This is a genomic window from Streptomyces sp. NPDC012637, from assembly GCF_042954805.1.
In the GTDB taxonomy this organism is placed as follows: domain Bacteria; phylum Actinomycetota; class Actinomycetes; order Streptomycetales; family Streptomycetaceae; genus Streptomyces.
Window position 1 is genome coordinate 46,371 of the sequence record NZ_JBIBDS010000010.1, and the last position, 22,910, is coordinate 69,280.

Below are 22,910 nucleotides of genomic sequence, written 5' to 3' on the forward strand. Positions count from 1 at the left end.
CCCCTCGGAACGAGCAGAACGGCATATGCATGACAAACCGGACCCGAAGGAGGCGGGGTGCCGGTTCGACCGACACCCCGCCTACCCGGAGTGCGAAGTTCCGAACGTATCAACGCCGTTGGGTGCCGGTCCCTCCGGGACCCGTCAGCCCTCCCGGGACTCGCTCCACACCCGGGACCGCAACGGCAGCCCGCTCGTGCCCGACTCCGGCGTCCGCACCGCGAGGAACTGGTTGACACCGATCCGGTTGCGCTCGAAGGACACCGCCGAGGCCGCCATGTACAGCCGCCAGATCCTCGCCCGGCCCGGCGAGGTCAGCCGGACCGCCTTCTCCCACTCCCGCTCCAGGTTCGCCACCCAGCGGCGCAGCGTCAGCGCGTAGTGCTCGCGGATCGCCTCCACGTCGCGCACCTCGAAGCCCGCGTCCTCAAGGGTCGTCAGGGTCCGGCCCATCGGGGCCAGTTCGCCGTCCGGGAACACGTACGCGTCGATGAAGGCGTCCACCTGGTACGCCTCCTCGTCGGGCTCCGGGCGGCGTGCGATCTGGTGGTTGAGCAGCCGCCCGCCCGGCTTCAGGAGCCGGTACAGCACGTCCGCGTACTCCCGGTAGCGCTCCGCGCCCACGTGCTCGGCCATGCCGATCGACGAGATCGCGTCGAACGGGCCGTCCGCGACGTCCCGGTAGTCCTGGACCCGGATCTCGATCCGGTCGGTCAGACCCTCGTCCGCGATCCGCTTGCGGGCGAACGCCGCCTGCTCGCGCGACAGCGTGATGCCGACCACCCGCGCGCCGTACTCCCGGGCCGCGTGGATCGCCATCGAGCCCCAGCCGCAGCCCACGTCGAGCAGCCGGTCGCCCTCCTTGAGGCTCAGCTTGCGGGCGATCAGGTCCAGCTTGTCGCGCTGGGCCTCCTCCAGGGTCCCGCCGTCGGTCCAGTACGCGCACGAGTAGACCATCGAGGGACCGAGCACCAGCTCGTAGAAGTCGTTGCCCACGTCGTAGTGATGGCTGATCGCCTGCTTGTCCCGGCGCTTGGTGTGCCGGGTGCCACTGCGGCCGCGCATCTCCTCCACCGGCGGCTTCGGCGGCGGGAACGGGCCCGCCAGCCTCAGCAGCGCCTTCGCCGCCGCACGCACCTTCGGGTCGCGCACGGCCTCCAGGGCGCCGCGCGACTCCTCGCCGCGTTCCCAGAGGAAGCCGGCGAGCCTGTCCAGGACCTCGTAGAGATCGCCCTCGACGTCGATCTCGCCCGCCACCCAGGCGCGCGCGAGGCCCAGCTCGCCCGGCTTCCACAGCAGACGGCGCAGGGCGCGGCGCTCGCGCACGATCAGGACGGGGCCGTCGGCTGGGCCGGCTTCGCTGCCGTCCCAGGCCCGCAGCCGCACCGGGAGCTTCGCTCCCAGGACGTCCTCGGCCAGGGCGGTCAGCCGCGACGCGGCGTCGGCCATGGTGCAACACCTCCGTGATCTCGTGCCCCAGAAATGCCTGTCACCAGGAGAACACCGTCCGTGGCTGAAGCCATGCCAGTGCGTGGGTAAACGCTGTGAAAAACACGCGAAGGGCCGTCCGCACCACGGATGGCGGACGGCCCTTTTACGGCCTTGCGTGTACTGCTCGTACTGCTGTCACCGCTGCACTGCTCGTACTGCGGGGTGTTGCGGGTACTGCCGGTGTCAGGAGGCCTTGGCCTTCTCCTGCGCCGGGGCGGCCGGCGCCGGGGCGGGCTTGGCCGCCTCGTAGAACTCCTCGCGCGGCGTCTCCATGGCACCGAGGGAGACGACCTCACGCTTGAGGAACATGCCCAGGGTCCAGTCGGCGAAGATGCGGATCTTGCGGTTCCAGGTCGGCATCGCCATGCCGTGGTAGCCACGGTGCATGTACCAGGCGAGACGGCCCTTGAGCTTGATCTTCGTCTTGCCCATGACGATCATCGCGACGCCCTTGTGGAGGCCGAGACCCGCCACCGCGCCCTTGTTGGAGTGCGCGTACTCCTTCTGCGGGAAGCCGCGCATGCCGGCCACGACGTTGTCGCCGAGGACCTTGGCCTGGCGCAGGGCGTGCTGGGCGTTCGGCGGGCACCAGGCGTTCTCGACACCGGCACGGCGCGAGGCCATGTCCGGGACCTGGGCGTTGTCGCCCGCGGCCCACACGTAGTCGAGGCCGTTGACCTGGAGCTTCTCGTTGCAGTCCACGTGGCCGCGGGGGCCGAGCGGCAGACCGAAGCGGGCGAGCGCCGGGTTCGGCTTCACACCGGCGGTCCACACGATCGTGTTGGAGTCGACCTCGAGGCCGTTCTTCAGCACGACGTGGCCGTCGACGCAGGAGTCCATCGAGGTCTGGAGGTAGATCTCGATGCCGCGGCCCTCGAGGTGCTCCTTGCCGTACTGGCCGAGCTTCGGGCCGACCTCGGGAAGGATCTTGTCGGCGGCGTCGACCAGGATGAAGCGCATGTCCTCGCGCTTCACGTTCTGGTAGTACTTCGCCGCGTCGCGGGCCATGTCCTCGACCTCACCGATGGTCTCCGCGCCGGCGAAGCCGCCGCCCACGAAGACGAAGGTCAGCGCCTTGCGGCGGACCTCCTCGTCGGTGGTCGAGTCGGCCTTGTCGAGCTGCTCGAGGACGTGGTTGCGCAGGCCGATGGCCTCCTCGATGCCCTTCATGCCGATGCCCTGCTCGGCGAGGCCGGGGATCGGGAAGGTGCGGGAGACGGCACCCATCGCGATGACCAGGTAGTCGAACGGCAGCTCGTACGCCTCGCCGACGAGCGGCGCGATCGTGGCGACCTTGCGGTCCTGGTCGATGGTGGTGACCCGGCCGGTGAGCACCTCGGCTCCGCGCACGACGCGTCGCAGCGGGACGACGACGTGGCGCGGCGAGATGCTGCCGGCGGCGGCTTCGGGGAGGAAGGGCTGGTAGGTCATGTACGACCGCGGGTCGACGACCGTGACGGTCGCCTCCGCGTAGCGCATCTTCTTGAGGATGCGCCGAGCTGCGTACAGGCCTACGTACCCGCCGCCTACTACGAGGATCCTGGGACGCTCCGTGGTGCTCATGCATCCGAGTATCCACCCCTCCCAGGGGGGTCGCTCGTGCGCCCCTTCACAAGGATGCGAGGGACCTCTGCTACACTCCGCGGCCCACGTGACCCAGGTCATGGTCCAGCAAAGGAACCACCGTGCGGGGGAGAACGTTGTTCACCCCTTGTGAACTGGCCTGGAGAGCCTTCCTTAACGCCGAACCGCAGGGCACGTTCACACGATGGAAACATCGAGCGAATCGGCCTCCGCACCTGCGAAAGGGCCCTGGGGAGCCCCTCGGAGGGACCAAGACCCCTCCTCGGGCGCCATCAGGGCCCTTTCTCTTGTGAAGAACTTCACGAACCTTTTCGACGCGCCCCCGTCCGACGCCGTTCACAGGGGCTCATAGGCGCCCGCTATGCGACGGATAGAGCGATCCCATCGAGGATGTCGTGCTCGCTGACCACGACCTCGGCGGCCCCGGTGCGCTCCATGATCTCGGCCAGGACCAGCGCTCCGGCGATGATCACGTCGACCCGGCCGGGGTGGATCACGGGGATCGCGGCGCGCTCGTCGTGCGTGGACGCGAGCAGCCGGGACACCACCTCGTCGACCTGCGCGCGGGAGATCCGCGCGTGGTGGATCCGCGTGGAGTCGTACTCCTCCAGGCCCAGCGCGATGGCGGCGACCGTGGTGACCGAACCGGCCAGCCCGACCAGGGTCTCGGCCTCGGTGATCGGCACGCTCTCGGCGGCCAGGTCCATCGCCGCCCGGACGTCGGCGCGGATCGCGGCGATCTCCTCGGCGGTCGGCGGGTCGTTCCGGACGTGCCGTTCGGTGAGCCGTACGCAGCCGATGTCCACGGAACGGGCGGCCTCGACGTGCTTGTTGCCGACGACGAACTCGGTCGAGCCGCCGCCGATGTCCACGACCAGGCGGCGGTCGTCGCCGTGCAGTTCGCCGGTGGCGCCGGTGAAGGAGAACTCGGCCTCCTGGTCGCCGGTGATGACCTCGGGCTCCACGCCCAGGATCCCGACGACGCCGTTGACGAAGTCCTCGCGGTTCTCGGCGTCGCGGGAGGCGGAGGTGGCGACGAAGCGGAGCTTGTGCGCCCCCAGCTCCTCGATGACCTCGGCGTACGCGCGGCAGGCGGCGAAGGTCCGCTCGAGGGCCTCCGGCGCCAGGCGGCCGGTCTTGTCCACGCCCTGGCCGAGGCGGACGATCGTCATCCGCCGGTCCAGCTCGACCAGCTCGCCGGTCGAGCCCGCGCCGGAGGCGCTGTCGGGCGCGGCCACGTCGGCGACCAGGAGGCGGATGGAGTTCGTCCCGCAGTCGATTGCCGCGACCCTGGTCACTTCGCTCCTTCTTCCTCGTCCTTGTCGGCGCACGGCGTCACGCACGGGCCCTTCGCCCACCACTCCGGCAGCATCGCGAGGGCCTCGTCGCCGAACGGGTTCACGCCCGGACCCGCGGCCAGCGAGTGGCCGACGAGCACGTGCAGGCACTTGACCCGGTCCGGCATGCCGCCGGCGCTCGGGAAGCCCTCCAGGACCTCGATGGCGTCGCGGCGCGCGATGTAGTCCTCGTGTGCGGCCCGGTAGGCGGCGGCGAGCTCCGGGTCGGTGGCGAGCCGGGCCTGCATCTCCTTCATGACCCCGTTGGCCTCCAGCGTGCCGATCGCGGAGGCGGCGCGCGGGCAGGTCAGGTAGTACGTGGTCGGGAACGGCGTGCCGTCGGGAAGCCGGGGCGCGGTCTCGACGACGTCCGGGTTGCCGCACGGGCAGCGGTGCGCGATGGCGCGCAGGCCACGCGGCGGCCGGCCGAGCTGCTCCTCGAACGCGGCGACGTCCGCGGCGGTGGGCTCGGTGCGTTCGGTCTGCGGAGGGGGCGTTTCCATGTCTGCCTTGCTGAGGGAGTGGAGGGGTTACGGGCGGTCGGCGCGGTCCACGCCGTCCCACAGGTTGTCGTACCAGGGACGGTCCGACGCGCCCTGCTCGGTCCGGGGCCGCTGCTCGGCCTCGGGGTCGTTCACGGTGAAGCCGGTCTCGCCGGGCATCACGTAGTGCAGGTGCTCGCGGGCGAGGCGGCGGACGTAGGCCGGGTCCTGGAGGCGGGCCTTCTCGTCCCGCAGCTCCTCCACCCGCTGCGCCGCCTCGGCGGCCCTGCGCTCCTGATCGGCGATCTCGCCCTGCTGGGAGACGTACTGCCGCATGGGGTAGGCGAGCGCCACCACGAGCGAGCAGACGACGAGCGCGAGGAACGCCGCGCGGCCGGTGAGCCGGGAGCGGCGGGCCTGACGGCGGGTCTGGGAGCGGTAGACACGGGCGGCGGTCTGCTCGCCGAGCAGCCTGATCCGGGTCGCGGTCGAGAACCGGTCCCGGTCCTTCACGGCCATGTCCAGTGCCTCCCCTGATCACACGTGCGTCCCCGCACACGGTACGGGACCGAGTGCGGGGACGCTTCGCTTCGCTACGCCTTTGCGCCCTATTCAGTTCTCCGGGCGCAAGCCGCGTGTCGACGGCGTCAGGGCAGGTCAGCCCTGGCCGCTCAGCCCTTGAAGCGCGGGAAGGCGCTGCGGCCGGCGTAGACCGCGGCGTCGTCGAGGATCTCCTCGATGCGCAGCAGCTGGTTGTACTTGGCGACGCGCTCGGAGCGGGCCGGGGCGCCGGTCTTGATCTGGCCGCAGTTGGTGGCGACGGCCAGGTCGGCGATGGTGACGTCCTCGGTCTCGCCGGAGCGGTGGGACATCATGCACTTGAAGCCGTTGCGCTGGGCCAGCTCGACGGCGTCCAGGGTCTCGGTCAGCGAGCCGATCTGGTTGACCTTGACCAGGAGGGCGTTGGCGCTGCCCTCCTCGATGCCGCGGGCGAGGCGCTCCGGGTTGGTGACGAACAGGTCGTCGCCGACGAGCTGCACCTTGGTGCCGAGCTTCTCGGTAATGGCCTTCCAGCCGGCCCAGTCGTCCTCGAACAGCGGGTCCTCGATGGAGACCAGCGGGTACGCGGCGACGAGCTCCTCGTAGTACTCGGTCATCTCGGCGGCCGAGCGGGACTTGCCCTCGAACTCGTACTTGCCGTCCTTGTAGAACTCGGAGGCGGCGCAGTCGAGCGCGAGCGCGATGTCCTTGCCCGGGACGTAGCCGGCCTGCTTGATGGCCTCGACGATGAGGTCGAGCGCGGCGCGGTTGGAGTCCAGGTTCGGGGCGAAGCCGCCCTCGTCGCCGAGGCCGGTGGACAGGCCCTTGGTCTTCAGGACGGACTTGAGGGTGTGGTAGACCTCGGTGCCCCAGCGCAGGGCCTCGGAGAAGGACTCCGCGCCGATCGGCGCGATCATGAACTCCTGGATGTCCACGTTGGAGTCGGCGTGCGAGCCGCCGTTCAGGATGTTCATCATCGGAACGGGCAGCAGGTGCGCGTTCGGGCCGCCGAGGTAGCGGAAGAGCGGCAGGTCGGAGGCCTCGGAGGCGGCGTGCGCGACGGCGAGGGAGACGCCGAGGATGGCGTTGGCGCCGAGCGAGGACTTGTCCGGGGTGGCGTCCAGGTCGAACATCGCCTGGTCGATCAGGCGCTGCTCGGTGGCGTCGTAACCGACGAGCTCCGGGCCGATCTGCTCGATGACGGCGAGAACGGCCTTCTCCACGCCCTTGCCCTGGTAACGGTTGGGGTCACCGTCGCGGAGCTCGAGGGCCTCGAACGCACCGGTGGAGGCACCGGACGGAACGGCAGCACGGCCGGTGCTGCCGTCGTCGAGGCCGACCTCGACCTCGACCGTGGGGTTGCCTCGGGAGTCCAGGATTTCCCGGGCTACGACGACGTCGATGGACGGCACGAGCATCTCCTTCTGGGATGTGACGCTGGTTGTGACGCATGCGGCAAGGTCTCGTACGCCTTGCGACACGAGCCTAACCGGCCCGGGGGCTCCGGCCAGCCGGGCGCCCGCCCCCTGGGACGAAAAAGGACCCAAGGGCATGCATCTGAGGACGAAAGACCCCTTACCTACTCATCGGTAGGGTCCGGGGACGAGGAAACCCCGGCCCGGAGCGCACGGGGGAAGGGCACTCCGGACCGGGGTGGTCACTCACCGCGGGTGGGTCGGCAGGCTCACTTGAGGTGGAGCTGCTGGCCCGGGTAGATCAGGTCGGCGTCGTCGACGACGTCCTTGTTCAGCTCGAAGAGCTTGGCCCATCCGCCCTTGACGCCGTGCGCCTGGGCGATCTTGCTGAGGGTGTCGCCGGCGACGACCTTGTACTCGCCGTCACCCTTCTTGACCTTCTTGCCGGTCGGGGTGGTGACGGTCTTCTTGGCGTCGGCCTTCTTCGGGGCGGTCTGCTTCGGGGCGGACTGCTTCGGGGCCTGGCGCTGCTCGCTGCGGGTCGTCGGCTGCTCGGTGGAGCGCTTCGGAGCGGTGGTGGTGCTCTCGGCGGAGCCGCCGCTGTACGTGGCGCCGGAGAGGCCCACGCCACAGCTCGGCCACGCGCCCTTGCCCTGGCCCGCGAGGACCTTCTCGGCGATGGCGATCTGCTGCGACTTGGAGGCCTGGTCGGCGGTCGCGGCGTAGGCGGTGCCGCCGTACGCGGCCCAGGTGGAGGCCGAGAACTGCAGGCCGCCGTAGTAGCCGTTGCCGGTGTTGATGGACCAGTTGCCGCCGGACTCGCACTGGGCGACGGCGTCCCATTCGGAGGCCGTGGCGGCCGAGGCGGTGCCGGCGGCCATCAGCGGGGCCGCGACGGCGACACCGGCGGCACCGGCGAGCGCGATGGCGCGGGTGGCCTTGGAGGAACGGCGGTGTTTGCCCTTGCCGGAAAGCAGCATGGAAGTTCTCCTCACCGACGCCTACGAGGTGAGCTGTCGGGTTCGGGCGAGTGAGTTGCCCGGCCGCGTGTCCTAGCACGCGGCTTCACCCCAAGCCGGTCGTCGGCCGTCTGTCTCAACGGCCGGGGCCGGCACTTACCTTGGGTCCCCCGCTCCTGCCTTCGGCGCTTGCGCGACGACTGTTCCCTCCGTCCGGCGGCAGGATTCGGCGTACCGGTCGGCGGGGCCCGCGGTGGCGAGCGGTCACGACCGTAGACACACACCCGGGAGAAGTTCAAAGGGCATCAACCCGGGAAAATCGCCCCTACTTGCACTCCGTCAGGAGGTGTTTGCGCAGGTGAGGGGCGACCTCGGCAAAGTTTGCGGTCGTGACACGCCCGTTCGGCAAGAGAGACCCATGTCTCACTTGCACAGAAGCGGACATTCAGCCGCGAACTACCCCTTGCCCACGAGCTCGTCGAGCTCCAACTCCAGGCTCTGACCAGGGAGGATGAGGTCGGGGTCGGAGCCGACCGTCTTCTTGTTGGCGTCATAGAGGGCGGCCCAGCCGCCGGTGAGGCCGTTCTCCTGCGCAATGCCCGACAGGCTGTCACCCGGCTGAACGGTGTATTCGTCCGGCTTGTCCGTCTTGTCGGCGTCCCTCGAACCCTCGGCACTTTCGCCCGCCTTGTCGGCCGGGGTCGCGTCCGGGGCCGCGTGGCGTCCGGATTCGGGCGCGGTGTCCGTCATGCCCGGTTCTTCTGTCGCGGCGTCACCTCGGTGCTTGCCGGTGCCGGGAGCGGTCGCGTCCGGCGTTTCCGGAGTACCGGGCGTAACCGACGTGTCGGGCGTACCGGGCGTACCGGGCGTCGCGGGGGTGGCGGGCGTGGTCGGCGTGCCCGTCGAGGGAGTGCCGGACGCCGGGCCCGTCGGGGTGGCGGGAGCCGCCGGGGTGGTGGTCGTGGCCGAGGGCTCGGGAGCCGTCGCGGTGGAGCCGGCGGGCAGGCCGTCGGTCCGGTTCGACTCGGGGCGGGGGCCCGCCGACTCCTCGGCGGGCGTGCCCGGGCCCGGGTCGACGGCGGGCGCCTTGCCGTCGTTGGTCAGGCCGGCGATCGGGGCGCAGGTGGCCCACTGGTTGTCACCGGCCGCGAGCGCCTTGTCCGCGACGGCGATCTGCTGGGCGCGGCTCGCGAGGTCCGCGCTCGGCGCGTAGGCGAGGCCGCCGTGGCGCTCCCAGCTCTCCTGGGTGAACTGGAGCCCTCCGTAGAGCCCGTTGCCGAAGTTGGCGCTCCAGGCCCCGCCCGACTCGCACTCGGCGACGCGGTCCCACGTGGCGGCGTCGGCGGCGGATGCGGAACCCGTGGCGAGCAGCGGCAACGCCAGGGCCGAGCCGGTCACACCCGCGGCGACGACGATGGCGGGGGCCTGGCGGGGTCTGCGGTGTCGTCCGTTTCCGGAGCGCATGCGGAATGCCCTTTCGCGTGACAGCTGAGACTGCGGGTGAAAGTAGCGGCATTCGAACGTGAGTCACAAGCTGATGCAGCGCAGATCACGTAAACATCACAGTATTGACGGGATGTCAGTCAGGGTGCGGGGGAGAATTCCACCGGAAGCGTGCGAAGTCCGCGCATGATGAGCCCGCCGCGCCAGCGCAGTTCCGCCGGGTCTGCGCCAAGTCGCAGATCGGGCAGGCGAGTCAGGAGCGTCGCGAGCGCGGTCTGCCCCTCCAGGCGCGCCAGCGGCGCTCCCAGGCAGTAGTGGATGCCGTGCCCGTACCCGAGGTGCTGGTTGTCCCGCCGTGCGAGGTCCAGGGTGTCCGGCCCGTCGAACCGCGCCGGATCCCGGTCGGCCGAGGCGAGCACCACGAGCACCGGATCGCCCGCCGGGATCTCCTGCCCGCCGATGGTCAGCGCCTCGGTCGCGAAGCGCCAGGTCGCGAGCTCCACCGGCCCGTCGTAGCGCAGCAGCTCCTCGACGCCGGTCTCCAGGAGCCCGGTCTCCCCGGCGGCCAGCGAGTTCTGGAGCCGGGCCCGCTGCCCGGGGTTGCGCAGCAGCGCGTACACGCCGTTGCCGATGAGGTTCACGGTGGTCTCGAACCCGGCGAAGAGGAGGATGAACGCCATGGCGGCGGCCTCGTTCTCGGTGAGGTGCTCGCCGTGGTCGGAGGCGCGGATCAGCCCGGAGATCAGGTCGTCGTCCTCTCCTTGCCCCAGGCCTTCCCGCTTGCGGTGGATGAGCTCGGCGAGGTAGCCGCGCATCTTCTTCACCGAGCGCGCCACGCCGCCGCGCGGTCCGCCGCCGTGCCGGATCATCATCCCGGCCCAGTCCCGGAAGTCGTCCTGGTCCTCGCGCGGGACGCCGAGCAGGTCGCAGATCGCGTAGATGGGCAGCGGGAAGGCGAACTCGTGGATGAGGTCCGCGCTCCCCCGCGCGGCGAAGCCGTCGATGAGGTGGTCCGTCAGCTCCTGCACGCGCGGCGCGAACTCCGCCACCCGGCGCGGCGTGAACGCCTTCGAGACCAGGCGCCGCAGCCGGGTGTGGTCCGGCGGGTCGATGTTGAGCAGATGCGTCATCAGCTCGGCCTTGCGCTCGCCGGGAATGCCCGTCTTGCCCTTGGCGTGCGCGGGCTCGTCGTGATGCGCGGGATTCTTCGAGAGCCGCTGGTCGGCCAGCGCCTGCCGGGCGTCCCCGTACCGCGTCACCAGCCAGGCCTCGACCCCGCTGGGCAGGGTGGCCTTGTGCACGGGCGCGTGCTCGCGCAGCCAGGCGTAGGACGGGTACGGGTCGGTGGCGAACTCCCAGGTGAAGAGCTCGGGGGCGGGAGGTACGGGCGGCGGGGTGGTGCTCACCCTCCGACCGTACAAGGCGTCCCGGCGGGGCCGCTCAGCGGTAGGCGGCGAGGAAGACGCGGACGCCCTCGGCGGCGTAGCGCTCCAGGTCGGCGTCGTCGTGCTGCGCGCTGCCGTGGAACATCGCCTTGTTCACCGGGATCCAGAGCAGGAGTCCGGCGAAGTGGTGTGCAGCGAGGAGCGGGTCGTCGGTCCTGAGCAGTCCGGCGTCGGCGAGCCGCCGGAAGGTGTCCGCGAGGTTGGCGAGTACCCGCTCGAAGCCCCGCTCGTACCACGTGGCGCCGAGCTCGGGGAACTGGTCGGCGTTGGCGATGATCAGCCGGCGCAGCCGGAGCACGTGGGGCTGCGTGAGCGTGACCGTGAACCGTCGGGCCAGCCGGAGCAGGCCGTCCTCCAGGCCCGCCGGGTCGACGGGGACGTCCGCCACCGCGTCGATCATGCCGTCGATGCCGTCGGTGGTGGCCAGGACGATCTCGGCGAACAGCTTCTCCTTGTCGGCGAAGTGCTTGTAGACCGTCTGCTTCGACACCGCCGCCAGCCTGGCGATGTCGTCCATGCTCGTCCCCGCGTATCCCTTGGACAGGAACACCTCCGTCGCGGCCTCCAGGATCGACTGGTGCTTGCGCGCCGATCGGGCGTCCATCGTCAGCTCCTTCTGTCTTCCTTCGTCGCCTTCCCCGCACCCGAAAGAGTACTGGACCGACCAGTACCCGAACGGGTACTGTACGGTCCAGTTCCCAAGATCTCCTGGGGGAAGGGATCCTCATGTCCATCGACACGCCTTCCGCGACGGTCACCTCCGCCGACGGCACCGTCATCGCCTACGAGCGCCGGGGCTCCGGACCCTCCGTGGTCCTCGTCGGCGGGGCCTTCATGACCCGCGGCGACTCCGCCGGTCTCGCCACGCTGCTCGCCGAACGCTTCACCGTCCTCACCTACGACCGCCGGGGCCGCGGCGACAGCGGCGACTCGCCCGTCTACGACGTGCGGCGCGAGGTCGAGGACCTGGACGCGCTGATCCAGGGCCCGGCCGGCGGATCGGCCATGGTCTTCGGCATGTCCTCCGGCGCCGTCCTCGCCCTGGAGGCCACCGCCCGGGGCAGCGCCGTCTCCCGACTCGCGCTCTACGAGCCGCCGTTCGTCACCGACGACAGCCGCCCACCGCTGCCCGACGACTACGTCGAGCGCCTGACGGAGCTGGTGGCGAAGGAGGCGTACGGGGACGCGGTCGCCCACTTCATGACGGCGGCCGTCGGACTGCCCGAGGAGGTCGTCGCGGGCATGCGGCAGGCGCCGTTCTGGGCCGGCATGGAGGCCGTCGCCCGCACCCTCCCGTACGACGGCCGGATCATGGGCGACACCATGTCCGGCCGGCCCCTGCCGGTCGGGCGCTGGGCCTCGGTGACCGTGCCCGTCCTCGTCGGCAGCGGCGACGCGGGCGCGCCGCACATGCTGACCGGGGCGCGGGAGCTGGCCGCCTCGGCCGGCAACTACACCCTGCGGGTCTTTCCCGGCGAGGAACACGCCATCGCCCCGGAGGTCCTGGCCCCGGCCCTCGCCGACTTCTTCGCCGAGTCAGCCACCTCCGCCCCCGCCGCCGAGTCCGCCACGGCCGGCGAGGGGCACGCGGCGTGAGCACGGTCTGCGCAAGCCCGGGCATGTCGTCCCGCCCGGGCCGCGCCGGGAGCCGGAGCGGGTGGTCGGGTCGGTGAAGGTGACACATGTGAGGTGCCGAGTCCGCAGGTGAAGTGCGAAGTAGGCCCGCGCGGTGACGCTGAGTGGCTTAGATTCACCGCGTGGATGCCCATTTGCTCAGAAGCACGTTCGCGGTCGTCGAGAGACGGGCCGAGCACGCCGTCACCTTCTTCTACTCGCACCTCTTCTGGCACAACCCGGGCGTCCGCGAGCTGTTTCCGCAGGACCTGGCGCCGCAGCGGGACCGGCTGTTCGCCGCGCTGACCCATGTCGTGACGCGTCTGGAGGACCCGGACCTGACGGGCTACCTCGGCGAGCTGGGCCGCGACCACCGCAAGTTCCTGGCCACTCCCGCGCTCTACAGCGCGGTCGGCGCCAGCCTGCTCGCCGCCTTCGCGCACGCCGCCGGCGCCGCCTGGACCGTCGAGGCCGAGAAGGCCTGGACCGAGGCCTACGGCTTCGTCGCCGACCTGATGAAGGCCGGGGCCGACGCGTCCGTCGCGGACGGCGAGCCGGCCTGGTGGGACGCCGACGTCGTGGGTCACGAGCGGTACGGGGAGGACCTCACGCTGCTCACCCTGCGGCCCCGCCGCCCCTACCCGTACGCCGCCGGGCAGTACGTAAGCGTCAGCACGCTCCACGTGCCCCGGGTCTGGCGCACCTACTCGCTCGCCAACGCGCCCCGCCCCGACGGCACGCTCGAACTGCACGTCAGCCGGATCAGGGGCGGGCTGATGAGCACCGCCCTCACCGAGCGGCTGCGGGTGGGCGAGACGCTGCGGCTGTCCGCGGCGGGCGGCGCGCTGACCGCCCGGACCCCGCCCGGCAAGCCCCGCACCTACATAGCGGGCGGCACCGGCTGGGCGCCGGTGCGGGCGCTGCTCGAAGAGGCGGCGGAGGACGAACCGCGCCTGGAAGGACGGCTGTTCCTGGTCGCCCGCGCCAAGGAGTACCTGTACGGGCGGGGCGACGTGGACCGCCTCGCCGGGCTGATCCCCGGGCTCCACGTCACCTACATCACCGCCGCTCCCGGCCGTCCTCGCGACCAGGCCACCGACCGGCTCGTCCAGGCGCTGCGCGCCGCCGTGCACTGGCCCGCCCACGACGTCTATCTCGCCGGGCCGCCCGGTCTGCTCACCGAGGTCACCGAGGAGCTGACGGACCTCGGCGCCGATCCGGACCGGATCTTCCACGACCGGCTGCCGGCCGTGGGCCGCTTCTCCACCCGCCCGAGCACCCGCGCCGAGTGGCTGCTCGAACCGCCACAGCTCCACTGGCACAACCCCGGCGCCCGCCAGCCCTGACGGGTCCGGGACCCCTGGACGGGCAGTCGTCCCGCCGGGGCGGAACGGGCGGGCCCACGAGAGGGAGGGGGCGGCGTTACGCCTCCGTCACGCCCTCCGCCGCCCGGATCGCGTCCCGGTAGAGCCGGCCCGCCGCGCGCAGGGCCGCTTCCGGGTCGACGCCCGCGGACTCGGCCCGTACCGCGAGGGCGAGGAGTTCGTAGCCGATGCCCTCGCCGGTGGGCGGGGGCACGTCGAGACCGGCCGTGCGGACGCGGCCCGCGAGCTTCGACGCGAGGGCGAGGCCCGGCTGGCCGAGCGGCACGCCGTCGGTCACCGACTCCCGCTGCTTCTCGGCGGCCTTGGTCCGCAGCCAGTGCTCCTTGACGTCCTCCGGGGTCTCGGCGGTCGCGTCGCCGAACACGTGCGGGTGGCGGTGGATCAGCTTCTCCACGATCGTCGCGGCCACGTCGTCGACCGAGAACGGCTCCTCCGCGGCCTCCTCCGCGATCCGGGCGTGGAAGACCACCTGGAGCAGCACGTCGCCGAGCTCCTCGCGCAGCGCCTCGCGGTCGCCGTCCTCGATGGCCTCGACCAGCTCGTAGGCCTCCTCGATGCCGTACTTCGCGAGGCCCTCGTGGGTCTGCCGCGAGGACCACGGGCATTCGCGGCGGATCCGGTCCATGACCTGCACGAGGTCGAGCAGCCGGGCACCCGGCAGGTCGTACGAACCGGGCAGCAGCTCCAGGTCGGGCATCGCGAACCGGCCGGAGCCGGCCATCCGCGCGAGCCCGTCGGTGAGCGCCGCGTCGCCCTCGCCCGACGGCAGCACGACGACCGTGCGGCCTCCGGCGCACGCCTCGACCAGCTCCTGCGCGGAGGGCCGCAGCACCTCGGCGGCGACCCCGGCCTCCCGCAGGTACGGCAGCTGCGGGTGGTCCGCGTCCGGGCACAGCACCCGGTCCGCCGTGCGCAGCGCCTGCCAGGCGGGCCAGGAGAGCAGCCCGGGCGCCACCCGGTGGCTGGCGGTGAGCAGGACGATGCGGCCGGTGCCGGAGGGGTCGGTGTTGCCGGAGGTGTCGGAGGTGTCAGCGTTCACCCCTCGAACCTACCCCGGCTCAGGCACCCGCCTCCGGGGCGGTCTGGCTGATCTGCCGCACCCACGGCGCCGTGTACGTGGCCAGCTGGATCTTCTCGTCGTCCCAGCTGCCGTAGCGCGGGTTCACGTCGATCCTGAGCTCCTTGGAGGCCTGGCTGAACGCGTCCGTGAGCTTCTTCTGGCCCTCGGGGGTGTTGCCGGCGCCCAGCTTCGCGGCGATCTTGTTCATCAGCACGGCCCGGCGGGCGACCTCGTCGACCTGGTCCGGCGCCACTCCCCGCTGCTGGAGCAGCGCGGCCCGCAGCTGCTGCTCGCCGCCGCTCTGGCGGACGAACTCGCCCCGGGCCTGCTGGATCTCGGCGCGGCTCGCGGTGATCCCGTTGTCCTCGGCGACCTTCGCGGCCACCCGGTCGAAGATCATGTCGTGCAGCTTCCGGCGGCTGAGGTCGCCGGTCTCCCTGATCAGCTGGGACGCGTTCGGCGAGGCCTGCTGCGCCGCGCGCACGTCCTCGACCTGGGCCTGCAGGCTGGAGACCTCGATCCGCTGTCCGCCGACGACGGCTGCCGCGCCCGGGTGGGCGTCACTGCCGCAGGCGGTGAGCAGCGGGGCCGCGGCGAGCAGGGCGGCGGAGACGGAGAGCGCAGTGCGGCGGTGCAAAGGAGCCTCCCGGCGTGGGTCGTGCGTCAGTGGGACGACCGTGCGGTGATCAATGCTAGGCAGTCGCCGTGGCCTGGGCCACTACTTGGAAGCGACTGTCTCGGTTGATTCGGTCGACTCGGTCAACGACTCACGTGTTCGGGTGGTGTCGGGTCCCAGCATGATCGTCCGTGAGAGCAGAAACGTCACGGGAATCGCGGCCGCGGCGGCGAGCAGCGGCGCGTAGCGGCTGTCGACGCCCATCAGGTCGACGAGGACGTAGACGCCGACGGTGGTGACGACGAAGTTCGCCGCGTTGGTCAGCGGGAAGAGCAGGAACTTCTTCCAGGTGGGGCGGGTGCGGTAGGTGAAGTACGAGGTGAGGAAGAAGGAGCCGACCATGGACAGCGCGAACGCGACGACGTGGGCGGCGATGTACGGCAGCCGCAGGCCGAGGAGCAGGTAGAGCCCGTAGTACGTACCGGTGTTGACGACGCCGACGAGGCCGAAGCGCAGCACCTGCCAGGTCGTCGTCATCGACGGACGAGCTCCTCGTCGCGGGGGGCGGTCGCGGGGGCGGGCACCCGCGTGTTCGTCGCCTTCACCAGGTAGTGCGGGCGCCGCTTCACCTCGTAGTAGATGCGGCCGACGTACTCGCCCACCAGTCCCAGCATCACCATCTGGACGCCGGCGAGCGCGGTGACCGTCACGAGCAGGGTGACATAGCCGGGCGTCTCCACGCCGTTCACCAGGGCGACACCGACGATCCAGGCGGCGTACGCGAATGCCACGGCGACCAGGATCAGGCCGAGATAGACGGCGGCCCTGAGCGGCTTGTTGTTGAACGAGAGAAGGCCGTCGAGACCGTAGTTGAGCAGCTTTCCGAACGTCCATTTCGAACGTCCCTGCTCACGGACCGCATTCTCGTACTCGAAGGTGGTCGTCCGGAATCCGACCCAGGCGAACAGGCCCTTCGAGAAACGGTTGTATTCGGTCAGTTCGAGAATCGAGTCGACCGTGCGACGGGAAAGCAGCCGGAAGTCGCCGACGCCGTCGACCAGCTCGACGTCCACCAGCCGGTTGATCGCCCAGTAGTAGGCGCGGGCGGTCACGGTGCGGGTGACCCGGTCGCCGGTGCGGGTGCGCCGGGCGATGACCTGGTCGTATCCCTCGGCGTGCAGCGTGAGCATGCGGTGCACGAGCTCCGGCGGGTGCTGGAGGTCGGCGTCCATGATGACGACGGCGTCGCCCGCCGCGTGCCGGAGGCCGGCCAGCATGGCGGCCTCCTTGCCGAAGTTGCGGCTGAAGGAGACGTAGCGCGCCCGGGGATCGCCTGCGGCGATCTCCTCCAGGAGGGGCAGCGTTCGGTCACGGCTTCCGTCGTCCACGTAAACGATCTCGAATTCTCCGTCGGAGCGGGAGAGTTCGGCCGTCACCTGGTCGTGGAAGCGACCGATGATCTCTTCTTCGTTGAAGCACGGGACCACGATCGAGAGCAGCACGCACGACACGACAACCGGTCCGGATGTCGCCGCCGGATTCCACCGGTGACGCCGAGGCGACCATTGAATGAACTACCTGACCCCGTGGACGATTTCGCGCATTCGGGATGCGATATTCGGGAGACGATGAAGATCCCGAAACCGCGTACCGCCGGACGGACCGCCGGGGTCGCCGCCGGACGGGCCGCCGGACGGGCGCCCCTGCTGGCGGCGCTGCTCACCGCCGTCGCCGTGTGCGCCGGGGACGCCGTCGCCCAAACCTTCCCGTTCGGCCCGCACCGGCGCAGCGTCAACGACCTGGGCAACCAGTTCCTGCCGTTCCACGCCCACCTGTGGGACCTGCTGCACGGGCGGGCCGACGGCGGGCTGCTCCTGAACTGGCAGTCGGGCTGGGGCACCAGTTTCCTGCCCGACCTCGGCACCTACCTGACCAGCCCCTTCGCCCCGCTGGTCGCGCTCGCGCCGCGCGCGGACCTCGCGAACGCGCTCTACGCGGTCACCGTCCTGAAGATGGCGACCGCGGCGGCCGCTATGGCGTGCGCGCTGCCGCGGGTGCGGCCCGGCGCCGATCCGCGGATGTGGTGGGGCGCGGGACTGCTCGGCGCCGCCTACGGGCTGTGCGGCTGGGCGCTCCTGGAGGCCGTCTACAACCCCATGTGGATGGACGGCCTGATCGCCTTCCCGCTGCTCTGCCTGGTGGGCGCGTGGGTACGGGAGGGACGGCGCCCGCTGCTCGGTCCGCTGGTGGTCGCGCTCTGCTGGACCGCGAACTTCTACACCGCCTACATGGCGACGCTCGGCGCGGCCCTGGTGCTGATCGTGACGGCGCCCCGGTGGCGGGTGGCCCTGCGGGGCGCCGTGACCGTGGTCCTGGGCGTGGGCCTCGCCGCGCCGGTCCTGGTGCCGGTGTTCCTCGGGACGCGGTACGCGTATCCGGGCGTCGTACGGGACTTCGCGCCGGCGGGCGGCGCGGACCTGGCGGCCCGCCTGATGCCCGTCACGTACGGCTTCTCGACGCCGGCGCTGTTCGTCTTCACCGCGGTGCCGGTGCTCGCCGCGTCCCTGCTCTTCCGGCGGAGGTGGCTGTGGCCCGCGGTGGTCGCCGGGGTCGCGCTGTCGCTGCAGTGGGGCCCGACGCACCTGGTCTGGCACGTCTTCGCGACGCCCAACGGCAGCCCGTACCGCCAGACCTTCGTCCTGGCGGGCGTCCTGGTCCTGGCGGCGTGGGCCGCGCTCGCCGACGGGCCGCCGGACCGGCGGTCGGTTCTCGGCGGCGTGGCCGTGGTGGGCGTGCTCGCGCTCGCGGCTCTGGGCAGCGAGCAGACGACGGTGTGGGGCCTGGCGCTGTTCGCGGCGGGCCTCGCGGCCGCTCTCGTACGGCACCGGCGACTCGCTCTTCCGCTGCTCGCCGCGGTCCTCGTGGCGCAGGCCTCGGCGACGACGGCGTGGGGCGACAAGGAACGGCTCGCGCGGCTCGACGACTACCCGGCGTGGAGCGCGGCCGACTCCCGGCGGGCCGCCGCGCTCGCGGAGGCCGACGGCTGGCCCGCGTACCGCACCGACTCCGGCCTCCCGCAGACCACCGGCAACGAGCCGATGATGCTGGGCGGCCAGGGCGGCGCCTACTACAGCAGCCTCACGCCCGACGTCCTCACCCGCACCATGGCCGCGCTCGGCGTGGGCTGGACCTCCCGCGGCCGCAACCTGCAGAGCCTGGACAACCCGGTGACCGACGCGCTGTTCGCGGTCGGCGCGCGGCTGCGGGACGGCGAGCCGGTCCGTACGGGCCCGGCGCTGCCCCTGGTGACGGTACGGCCGCCCGGCCCGGCCCCGGTGTACGGCCCCTCGCCCTTCCGCAACCAGGAACTCCTGCTCGGCGCCCGGGTGTACGAGCCCCCGGGGGCGGACGGCGCGTGCCGCGTCGGCACCGAGGTCTTCTTCTGGTCGCCCGACTTCACGGGCACGGCGCGGCTCGGCGACCGCACGGTGAAGCTCCGCGGGCAGCTCCTGAAGTGGCGGGCGGCCCTGGTGTCACTGGGCGTCCAGAAGGTCCCGGGCCTGCGCCCCGAGATCCCGCCGAAGGGCGAGCCGGCCTGCCTGGACCACACGCGCCTGCGCGCCGCCGTCACCGCCCTGCGCGCCACCGCCCCGACCGCCGTCGACGTCACGGACACCGGCTTCCGCGCCACCCTCCGCCCCGGCACGACCGGCACGGTCGTCCTCTCGGCCCCGGGGATCCCCGGCTGGCGCTGCGACGGGCGGCCGGCGGCCTCGTACGGCGGACTGGTGTCGGTGCCGGTCACGGCGGACCGGCGGGAGGTCTCCTGCGACTTCCGCCCACCGGGCCTGCGCCCGGGCCTGGCGACGGCGCTCGCGTCACTGCTGGTGCTGGGCGGCTGGGTGCTGTGGGACCGGCGGCGCCGGCGGGAACCAGGGCAGCAGAGTGAGCACGTCGACGTGCCGAGGCCGCACGACGAGGAAGTGGCGCCGGTCTAGCGCGGCGACATCGCGCACGCCAATAGCTCGGCGACGGCTACGACCGAGGCGTCTGCCGCGCCGAGGGGAAAGTCCGCCGGCGTGCCCTGCACGCCAGGGCCCGCAGAGTCCTCACGTGACCCAGGTCACATCCAGCCGTGTCACAGTCCCTCCGGCCGTCTCGTCATAGGGGTGTAGCGACGATGACAACGGCACACAAGGAGCCCCTCATGGAACCCCGCCTCAACCCCTTCGCCAGTGCGGTCTCCGGCAAGATCGTCAAGCACCTCGCGGCAGCCGGCAACGCCCTGACCGAGACCGGCCTGCCGGAGTCGACCCAGGAACTGGTGAAGATCCGCGCCAGCCAGATCAACGGCTGCGCCTTCTGCCTCGACATGCACACCAAGGAGGCGGAGGCGGCCGGCGAGACCACGCAGCGGCTGCTCATGGTCGGCGCGTGGCGCGAGGCCAAGGTGTTCACCGAGGCCGAGCGCGCCGCCCTCGAACTGGCCGAGCTCGGCACCCGCATCGCCGACGGCACCGGCATCCCGGACGACGCCTGGCAGAACGCGGCGAAGTACTACGACGAGGACCAGCTGCTCGCCCTCGTCGGCCTGATCGCCATCATCAACGCGTTCAACCGCATGAACGTCATGCTCCAGATGCCCGGCGGCGACTACAAGGTCGGCCAGTTCGGCTGACCGGCGCCCCCGCCCCGTACCTCCTCGTGCTCCACCCCGTGCTCCTCCGCCAGATGACGGCGGAGGAGCACGTTCGCGTCCGCCTCGCCGCTCCCGTCGTAGCGCAGCCACGCCCGGCGCCGCCGGTCCGCCAGACCGTCACACTCCGCACACCCCGGTACGGGCTCGGGCGGCGCCGGAAGCTCCACGTCCAGGAACGCGACCGCCGCGGCCCGCGCCCGCTCGTTCACCGCACGCACACCCGCGCTGAGGCGTTCGTCCTGCGTCGCGGGCCTGAGGTGGGCGGGATCGGCCTGCCATTCGCGCCCGCCGCCGAGCGGACGGAGCATCACGTGGCGCCCGGTGTGACCCCGGAACTCCCCTACCACACAAGCCACTTCGTCGTACACAAAATCGCCGCACTCCATGACAACCGCTCCAGGTGTTGGACTACCCTCCGTGATGGGGCATGTCGAATATGGACCCGGGGCAGGTTGGGGAGGCCGGTTTGGCGGCTGTAGTTCCCCGTCGCCGATCCGGTAATTCCACACCTTCCAGGAGAGGTGCGTGTTGCGATGCCGCCGAGACGGGTGATCACGGGTCGTAGCCAGGAGCCGCGCAAGCGCTTTGCGGAGGAACTGAAGAAGCTGCGGCTGGAACGCAAGCTGAGTTACCGGGCGTTGGGGTCGGCGCTGGGGTGGGACGCGACGCTGTTCTCGAAGATGGAGAAGGGCGAGACGATCGGCGGCCCGGAGGTTGTGGAAGCGCTGGACGCGTACTACGGGCTACCGGGGCTGTTACTGGCGCTGTGGGAGCTGGCGGCGGGGGACCAGACTCAGTTCCGGGCGAAGTACCGCCAGTACATGGCGTTGGAGGCGGAGGCGATCAGCCTCTGGCACTACGCCGCCTGCGTGATGCCGGGCCTGCTGCAGACCGAGACCTACGCACGCGAACTGATGAAGACGGGGCTCCTGGAAGGCAACGAACTGGAACGCCAGATCAAGGCACGCCTCGGACGGCAAGAACTGCTGACGGGGCCCAACGCCCTTGGCATGCGGACGATCCTCTCGGAGAACGTACTGCGCACATCGCTGTCGGATTCGGCGCAATGGCAGGACCAGTTGAGGCACCTACTGGAGGTCGGCGATCGCAGGAACGTCATCATTCAGGTGGTCCCGAACTCCGTTGGGCTGTACGCGCTGAACGGCACCCATGTGACGTTCCTGAGACTCGCGGACGGTCGTGTAGTGGCGTGGGTGGAGACCAGTTACGCCGGCAGCCTGATCGAAGGAACGTCCGACGTGGACCTCTTGCAGCTCCGTTACGATCGAGCTCGCGATCTGGCCCTTTCCCCGGCGGATTCACGGAAGTTCATCATGCGTACGTTGGAGGAAGCACAGTGCGAGCCATCGATCTGAGCACCATCAGCTGGCGCAAGAGCTCACACAGTAATGACGACGGCGGCGCCTGCCTGGAGGTCGCCGACGACCTCCCCCTCGTCCCCGTCCGCGACAGCAAGAACCCCGCCGGCCCCGCCCTCCTCTTCCAGGCCGCCGCCTGGTCCGCGTTCGTGGACGGGGTCAAGTCCGGGGACTGAGCGGCAGCAGTGTGAACGCCTCGACGTGGGCCGGGCGTACCGCCCCGAAGTGGCGGCGGTCCACGGCCGCCACTTCCGTGGCGTCGAGGCGTTCGGCGCAGGCGATGACCGACGCGTCGACGAGGCCCAGCGGGAAGCCCGCGTACTGAGCCGTGAGCTCGGCGATCCGGAGCCGGTCGGCCGGGTGCACCGCCTCGACGGTGAACACTCCCTCCGGTGGTCGGCGATCGCCGCCCGCGTCCACTCCGACTCCGTCATCCCGCGCCCGGCGGCCTCGTGCCGCATCCGGGCGTCCAGCGACTCATCGATCTTGAGCGTGGTCCGCTTCACGTATGCCCGCCTACCCATCACGTCGGTCACGCGGCCCGCTCCTGTGTCGGCGGGCGGCATCCACCGCAGACCCCCGGCGCCGGCGCGCGGAAGGCGTGGTCGCAGACCTCGCAGTTCTGGAGCGGGTCGGGTGCCGGAGGGCGGGCGGGCAGGGGCGGCGGGAGCAGTGCGGTCAGGCGGTGGGCGAGCAGGCCGGCCGGATGCCTCAGCGGTACGGGCAGGTCGGCGGTGAGGGCGCGGCGTACGGCGTCGGGCTTGCAGCCCCGGGCGAACCACGCTTCCACGCCCGGCGCGAGACGGTGGACGTCTCGCACGGAGAGCGTCAGGCGGGGTTCGAGGGCCCGCAGACCGAGCAACAGCTCGGCGGCCGGGCCGGTGGGCGGCTCCGACGGCGGGGCCGCCTTCCGCACGCCTACGGGCACGAGCACGGGTACTGGTGCGGGTGCGGGTGCGGGCGGGTGAACGGGCGCGGGGGCGCCGCCACCCGACGGCGGGCCGGGGTCGGGGTCGGGATCGGGCTCCCAGTCCGGGCCGGGGTCGGGATCCGCGTCAGGCTCCCAGTCCGGGCCGGGGGCAGGGTCCGGGCCGGGGTCCCAGTCCCGGCCGGGACCCCGGTCAAGGTCCCAGCCCCGGTCGGGGTCCTGGGCAAGCGCCGGAGCCGGAGCCGGGGCCGGGGCCGGGGCCGGTTCGCCGCAGGCCTGGCGGGCCGCCTGGCGGGCCGCATCGCGGGCCGCCGGACAGTTGTAGGAGATCGTCTGGGTGACCACCCGGCCGTTGGGGAGCCGGACCCGGATGCGATCCAGGTAACCGTGCTCCTCCAGCTCCCGCAGCGCGGCGGCGATGCGGACCTCGCCCTCCTCGGGGGACTCGGCGGCGAGCGCGCGGATGGAGATGCAGGAGCCCTCGGGGAGCGACTGGATGTAGGCGGAGAGGGCTCTGGCAAGGAACGACAACC

23 protein-coding genes and 1 riboswitch are annotated in these 22,910 nt (G+C 71.5%); of the genes, 6 read left to right on the forward strand and 17 right to left on the reverse strand.

Annotated features, from left to right (window positions below; all coding sequences use genetic code 11):
* Nucleotides 1-144: 144 nt before the first annotated feature.
* The 10 genes from ACFY8W_RS33220 to ACFY8W_RS33265 all read right to left on the reverse strand — a co-directional run bounded on the left by ACFY8W_RS33220 (nt 145) and on the right by ACFY8W_RS33265 (nt 11,300).
* On the reverse strand, nt 145-1,449 hold the full coding sequence (locus ACFY8W_RS33220; protein ID WP_391113509.1) for a class I SAM-dependent methyltransferase: 1,305 nt from the start codon (nt 1,447-1,449) through the stop codon (nt 145-147).
* A 225-nt stretch (nt 1,450-1,674) separates the two neighbouring features.
* On the reverse strand, nt 1,675-3,054 hold the full coding sequence (locus ACFY8W_RS33225; protein WP_391113512.1) for an FAD-dependent oxidoreductase: 1,380 nt from the start codon (nt 3,052-3,054) through the stop codon (nt 1,675-1,677).
* Between the two features lie 380 nt (nt 3,055-3,434).
* Nucleotides 3,435-4,373 (reverse strand): exopolyphosphatase, encoded by a 939-nt coding sequence (locus tag ACFY8W_RS33230; protein ID WP_391113515.1) that lies wholly within the window; start codon nt 4,371-4,373, stop codon nt 3,435-3,437.
* Entirely contained in the window at nt 4,370-4,915 is a 546-nt protein-coding gene (locus ACFY8W_RS33235; RefSeq protein ID WP_391113517.1) for a DUF501 domain-containing protein, read from the reverse strand. Before ACFY8W_RS33235 ends, ACFY8W_RS33230 begins: the two co-directional genes overlap by 4 nt.
* A 27-nt stretch (nt 4,916-4,942) precedes the next feature.
* On the reverse strand, nt 4,943-5,413 hold the full coding sequence (locus tag ACFY8W_RS33240; protein ID WP_391113520.1) for a septum formation initiator family protein: 471 nt from the start codon (nt 5,411-5,413) through the stop codon (nt 4,943-4,945).
* Nucleotides 5,414-5,565: 152 nt separating this feature from the next.
* Complete coding sequence (gene eno / locus ACFY8W_RS33245; protein ID WP_391113523.1) at nt 5,566-6,852, reverse strand: phosphopyruvate hydratase; 1,287 nt, start codon at nt 6,850-6,852, stop codon at nt 5,566-5,568.
* 266 nt (nt 6,853-7,118) lie between these two features.
* Complete coding sequence (locus ACFY8W_RS33250; protein ID WP_391113526.1) at nt 7,119-7,829, reverse strand: transglycosylase family protein; 711 nt, start codon at nt 7,827-7,829, stop codon at nt 7,119-7,121.
* Nucleotides 7,830-7,832: 3 nt separating this feature from the next.
* A riboswitch (cyclic di-AMP (ydaO/yuaA leader) is annotated at nt 7,833-8,006 on the reverse strand.
* 258 nt (nt 8,007-8,264) lie between these two features.
* On the reverse strand, nt 8,265-9,272 hold the full coding sequence (locus ACFY8W_RS33255; protein ID WP_391113528.1) for a transglycosylase family protein: 1,008 nt from the start codon (nt 9,270-9,272) through the stop codon (nt 8,265-8,267).
* A 119-nt stretch (nt 9,273-9,391) separates the two neighbouring features.
* A complete protein-coding gene (locus ACFY8W_RS33260; RefSeq protein ID WP_391113531.1) occupies nt 9,392-10,657 on the reverse strand; it encodes a cytochrome P450 in 1,266 nt (421 codons plus the stop codon).
* 34 nt (nt 10,658-10,691) lie between these two features.
* A complete protein-coding gene (locus tag ACFY8W_RS33265; RefSeq protein WP_391113533.1) occupies nt 10,692-11,300 on the reverse strand; it encodes a TetR/AcrR family transcriptional regulator C-terminal domain-containing protein in 609 nt (202 codons plus the stop codon).
* A 122-nt stretch (nt 11,301-11,422) separates the two neighbouring features.
* Here ACFY8W_RS33265 and ACFY8W_RS33270 point away from each other — a divergent pair, with 122 nt between their 5' ends.
* Both ACFY8W_RS33270 and ACFY8W_RS33275 read left to right on the forward strand, forming a co-directional pair.
* The gene (locus tag ACFY8W_RS33270) at nt 11,423-12,292 is read left to right on the forward strand and encodes an alpha/beta fold hydrolase (protein WP_391113535.1); all 870 of its coding nucleotides are present in this window, start codon (nt 11,423-11,425) and stop codon (nt 12,290-12,292) included.
* 173 nt (nt 12,293-12,465) lie between these two features.
* Nucleotides 12,466-13,656: a globin domain-containing protein gene (locus tag ACFY8W_RS33275; RefSeq protein WP_391113538.1), complete on the forward strand. Its 1,191-nt coding sequence runs from the start codon at nt 12,466-12,468 to the stop codon at nt 13,654-13,656.
* 76 nt (nt 13,657-13,732) lie between these two features.
* On the opposite strand, the gene ACFY8W_RS33280 is transcribed toward ACFY8W_RS33275, so the two are convergent.
* The 4 genes from ACFY8W_RS33280 to ACFY8W_RS33295 form a co-directional block, all read right to left on the reverse strand.
* Nucleotides 13,733-14,734, reverse strand: coding sequence for a nucleoside triphosphate pyrophosphohydrolase (locus ACFY8W_RS33280; RefSeq protein WP_391113541.1), 1,002 nt, complete (start codon nt 14,732-14,734; stop codon nt 13,733-13,735).
* 19 nt (nt 14,735-14,753) lie between these two features.
* Nucleotides 14,754-15,392, reverse strand: a complete 639-nt coding sequence (locus ACFY8W_RS33285) for a SurA N-terminal domain-containing protein (protein ID WP_391113544.1) — start codon at nt 15,390-15,392, stop codon at nt 14,754-14,756.
* A gap of 81 nt (nt 15,393-15,473) precedes the next feature.
* A complete protein-coding gene (locus ACFY8W_RS33290; protein WP_391113547.1) occupies nt 15,474-15,908 on the reverse strand; it encodes a GtrA family protein in 435 nt (144 codons plus the stop codon).
* Complete coding sequence (locus ACFY8W_RS33295; protein ID WP_391113549.1) at nt 15,905-16,873, reverse strand: glycosyltransferase; 969 nt, start codon at nt 16,871-16,873, stop codon at nt 15,905-15,907. The genes ACFY8W_RS33290 and ACFY8W_RS33295 overlap by 4 nt, the downstream gene beginning before the upstream one ends.
* 126 nt (nt 16,874-16,999) lie before the next feature.
* Here ACFY8W_RS33295 and ACFY8W_RS33300 point away from each other — a divergent pair, with 126 nt between their 5' ends.
* Entirely contained in the window at nt 17,000-19,369 is a 2,370-nt protein-coding gene (locus ACFY8W_RS33300; protein ID WP_391113552.1) for a YfhO family protein, read from the forward strand.
* 209 nt (nt 19,370-19,578) lie between these two features.
* A complete protein-coding gene (locus ACFY8W_RS33305) occupies nt 19,579-20,049 on the forward strand; it encodes a carboxymuconolactone decarboxylase family protein (RefSeq protein WP_391113555.1) in 471 nt (156 codons plus the stop codon).
* Here the strand turns inward: ACFY8W_RS33305 and ACFY8W_RS33310 are convergent.
* Nucleotides 20,025-20,378, reverse strand: coding sequence for a hypothetical protein (locus ACFY8W_RS33310; RefSeq protein ID WP_391113557.1), 354 nt, complete (start codon nt 20,376-20,378; stop codon nt 20,025-20,027). The genes ACFY8W_RS33305 and ACFY8W_RS33310 overlap by 25 nt on opposite strands.
* 225 nt (nt 20,379-20,603) lie before the next feature.
* On the opposite strand from ACFY8W_RS33310, the gene ACFY8W_RS33315 reads away from it, so the two are divergent.
* Together ACFY8W_RS33315 and ACFY8W_RS33320 are read left to right on the forward strand one after the other, a co-directional pair.
* On the forward strand, nt 20,604-21,446 hold the full coding sequence (locus tag ACFY8W_RS33315; RefSeq protein WP_391114196.1) for a Scr1 family TA system antitoxin-like transcriptional regulator: 843 nt from the start codon (nt 20,604-20,606) through the stop codon (nt 21,444-21,446).
* The gene (locus ACFY8W_RS33320) at nt 21,428-21,625 is read left to right on the forward strand and encodes a DUF397 domain-containing protein (protein ID WP_391113560.1); all 198 of its coding nucleotides are present in this window, start codon (nt 21,428-21,430) and stop codon (nt 21,623-21,625) included. Before ACFY8W_RS33315 ends, ACFY8W_RS33320 begins: the two co-directional genes overlap by 19 nt.
* Here the strand turns inward: ACFY8W_RS33320 and ACFY8W_RS33325 are convergent.
* Both ACFY8W_RS33325 and ACFY8W_RS33330 read right to left on the reverse strand, forming a co-directional pair.
* Complete coding sequence (locus ACFY8W_RS33325) at nt 21,609-21,833, reverse strand: hypothetical protein (protein ID WP_391113562.1); 225 nt, start codon at nt 21,831-21,833, stop codon at nt 21,609-21,611. The genes ACFY8W_RS33320 and ACFY8W_RS33325 overlap by 17 nt on opposite strands.
* Before the next feature lie 148 nt (nt 21,834-21,981).
* Nucleotides 21,982-22,908, reverse strand: coding sequence for a helix-turn-helix domain-containing protein (locus tag ACFY8W_RS33330; protein ID WP_391113565.1), 927 nt, complete (start codon nt 22,906-22,908; stop codon nt 21,982-21,984).
* Nucleotides 22,909-22,910 lie beyond the last annotated feature (2 nt).

What these genes read in the sequence shown, in the direction of transcription:
- ACFY8W_RS33235 (WP_391113517.1), bottom strand. Translation starts at nt 4,915, where the DNA reads ATGGAAACGCCCCCTCCGCAGACCGAACGCACCGAGCCCACCGCCGCG.
- ACFY8W_RS33250 (WP_391113526.1), bottom strand. Translation starts at nt 7,829, where the DNA reads ATGCTGCTTTCCGGCAAGGGCAAACACCGCCGTTCCTCCAAGGCCACC.
- eno (WP_391113523.1), bottom strand. Translation starts at nt 6,852, where the DNA reads ATGCTCGTGCCGTCCATCGACGTCGTCGTAGCCCGGGAAATCCTGGAC.
- ACFY8W_RS33310 (WP_391113557.1), bottom strand. Translation starts at nt 20,378, where the DNA reads ATGCTCCGTCCGCTCGGCGGCGGGCGCGAATGGCAGGCCGATCCCGCC.
- ACFY8W_RS33270 (WP_391113535.1), top strand. Translation starts at nt 11,423, where the DNA reads ATGTCCATCGACACGCCTTCCGCGACGGTCACCTCCGCCGACGGCACC.
- ACFY8W_RS33305 (WP_391113555.1), top strand. Translation starts at nt 19,579, where the DNA reads ATGGAACCCCGCCTCAACCCCTTCGCCAGTGCGGTCTCCGGCAAGATC.
- ACFY8W_RS33220 (WP_391113509.1), bottom strand. Translation starts at nt 1,449, where the DNA reads ATGGCCGACGCCGCGTCGCGGCTGACCGCCCTGGCCGAGGACGTCCTG.
- ACFY8W_RS33225 (WP_391113512.1), bottom strand. Translation starts at nt 3,054, where the DNA reads ATGAGCACCACGGAGCGTCCCAGGATCCTCGTAGTAGGCGGCGGGTAC.
- ACFY8W_RS33290 (WP_391113547.1), bottom strand. Translation starts at nt 15,908, where the DNA reads ATGACGACGACCTGGCAGGTGCTGCGCTTCGGCCTCGTCGGCGTCGTC.
- ACFY8W_RS33240 (WP_391113520.1), bottom strand. Translation starts at nt 5,413, where the DNA reads ATGGCCGTGAAGGACCGGGACCGGTTCTCGACCGCGACCCGGATCAGG.
- ACFY8W_RS33255 (WP_391113528.1), bottom strand. Translation starts at nt 9,272, where the DNA reads ATGCGCTCCGGAAACGGACGACACCGCAGACCCCGCCAGGCCCCCGCC.
- ACFY8W_RS33300 (WP_391113552.1), top strand. Translation starts at nt 17,000, where the DNA reads ATGAAGATCCCGAAACCGCGTACCGCCGGACGGACCGCCGGGGTCGCC.
- ACFY8W_RS33315 (WP_391114196.1), top strand. Translation starts at nt 20,604, where the DNA reads ATGCCGCCGAGACGGGTGATCACGGGTCGTAGCCAGGAGCCGCGCAAG.
- ACFY8W_RS33265 (WP_391113533.1), bottom strand. Translation starts at nt 11,300, where the DNA reads ATGGACGCCCGATCGGCGCGCAAGCACCAGTCGATCCTGGAGGCCGCG.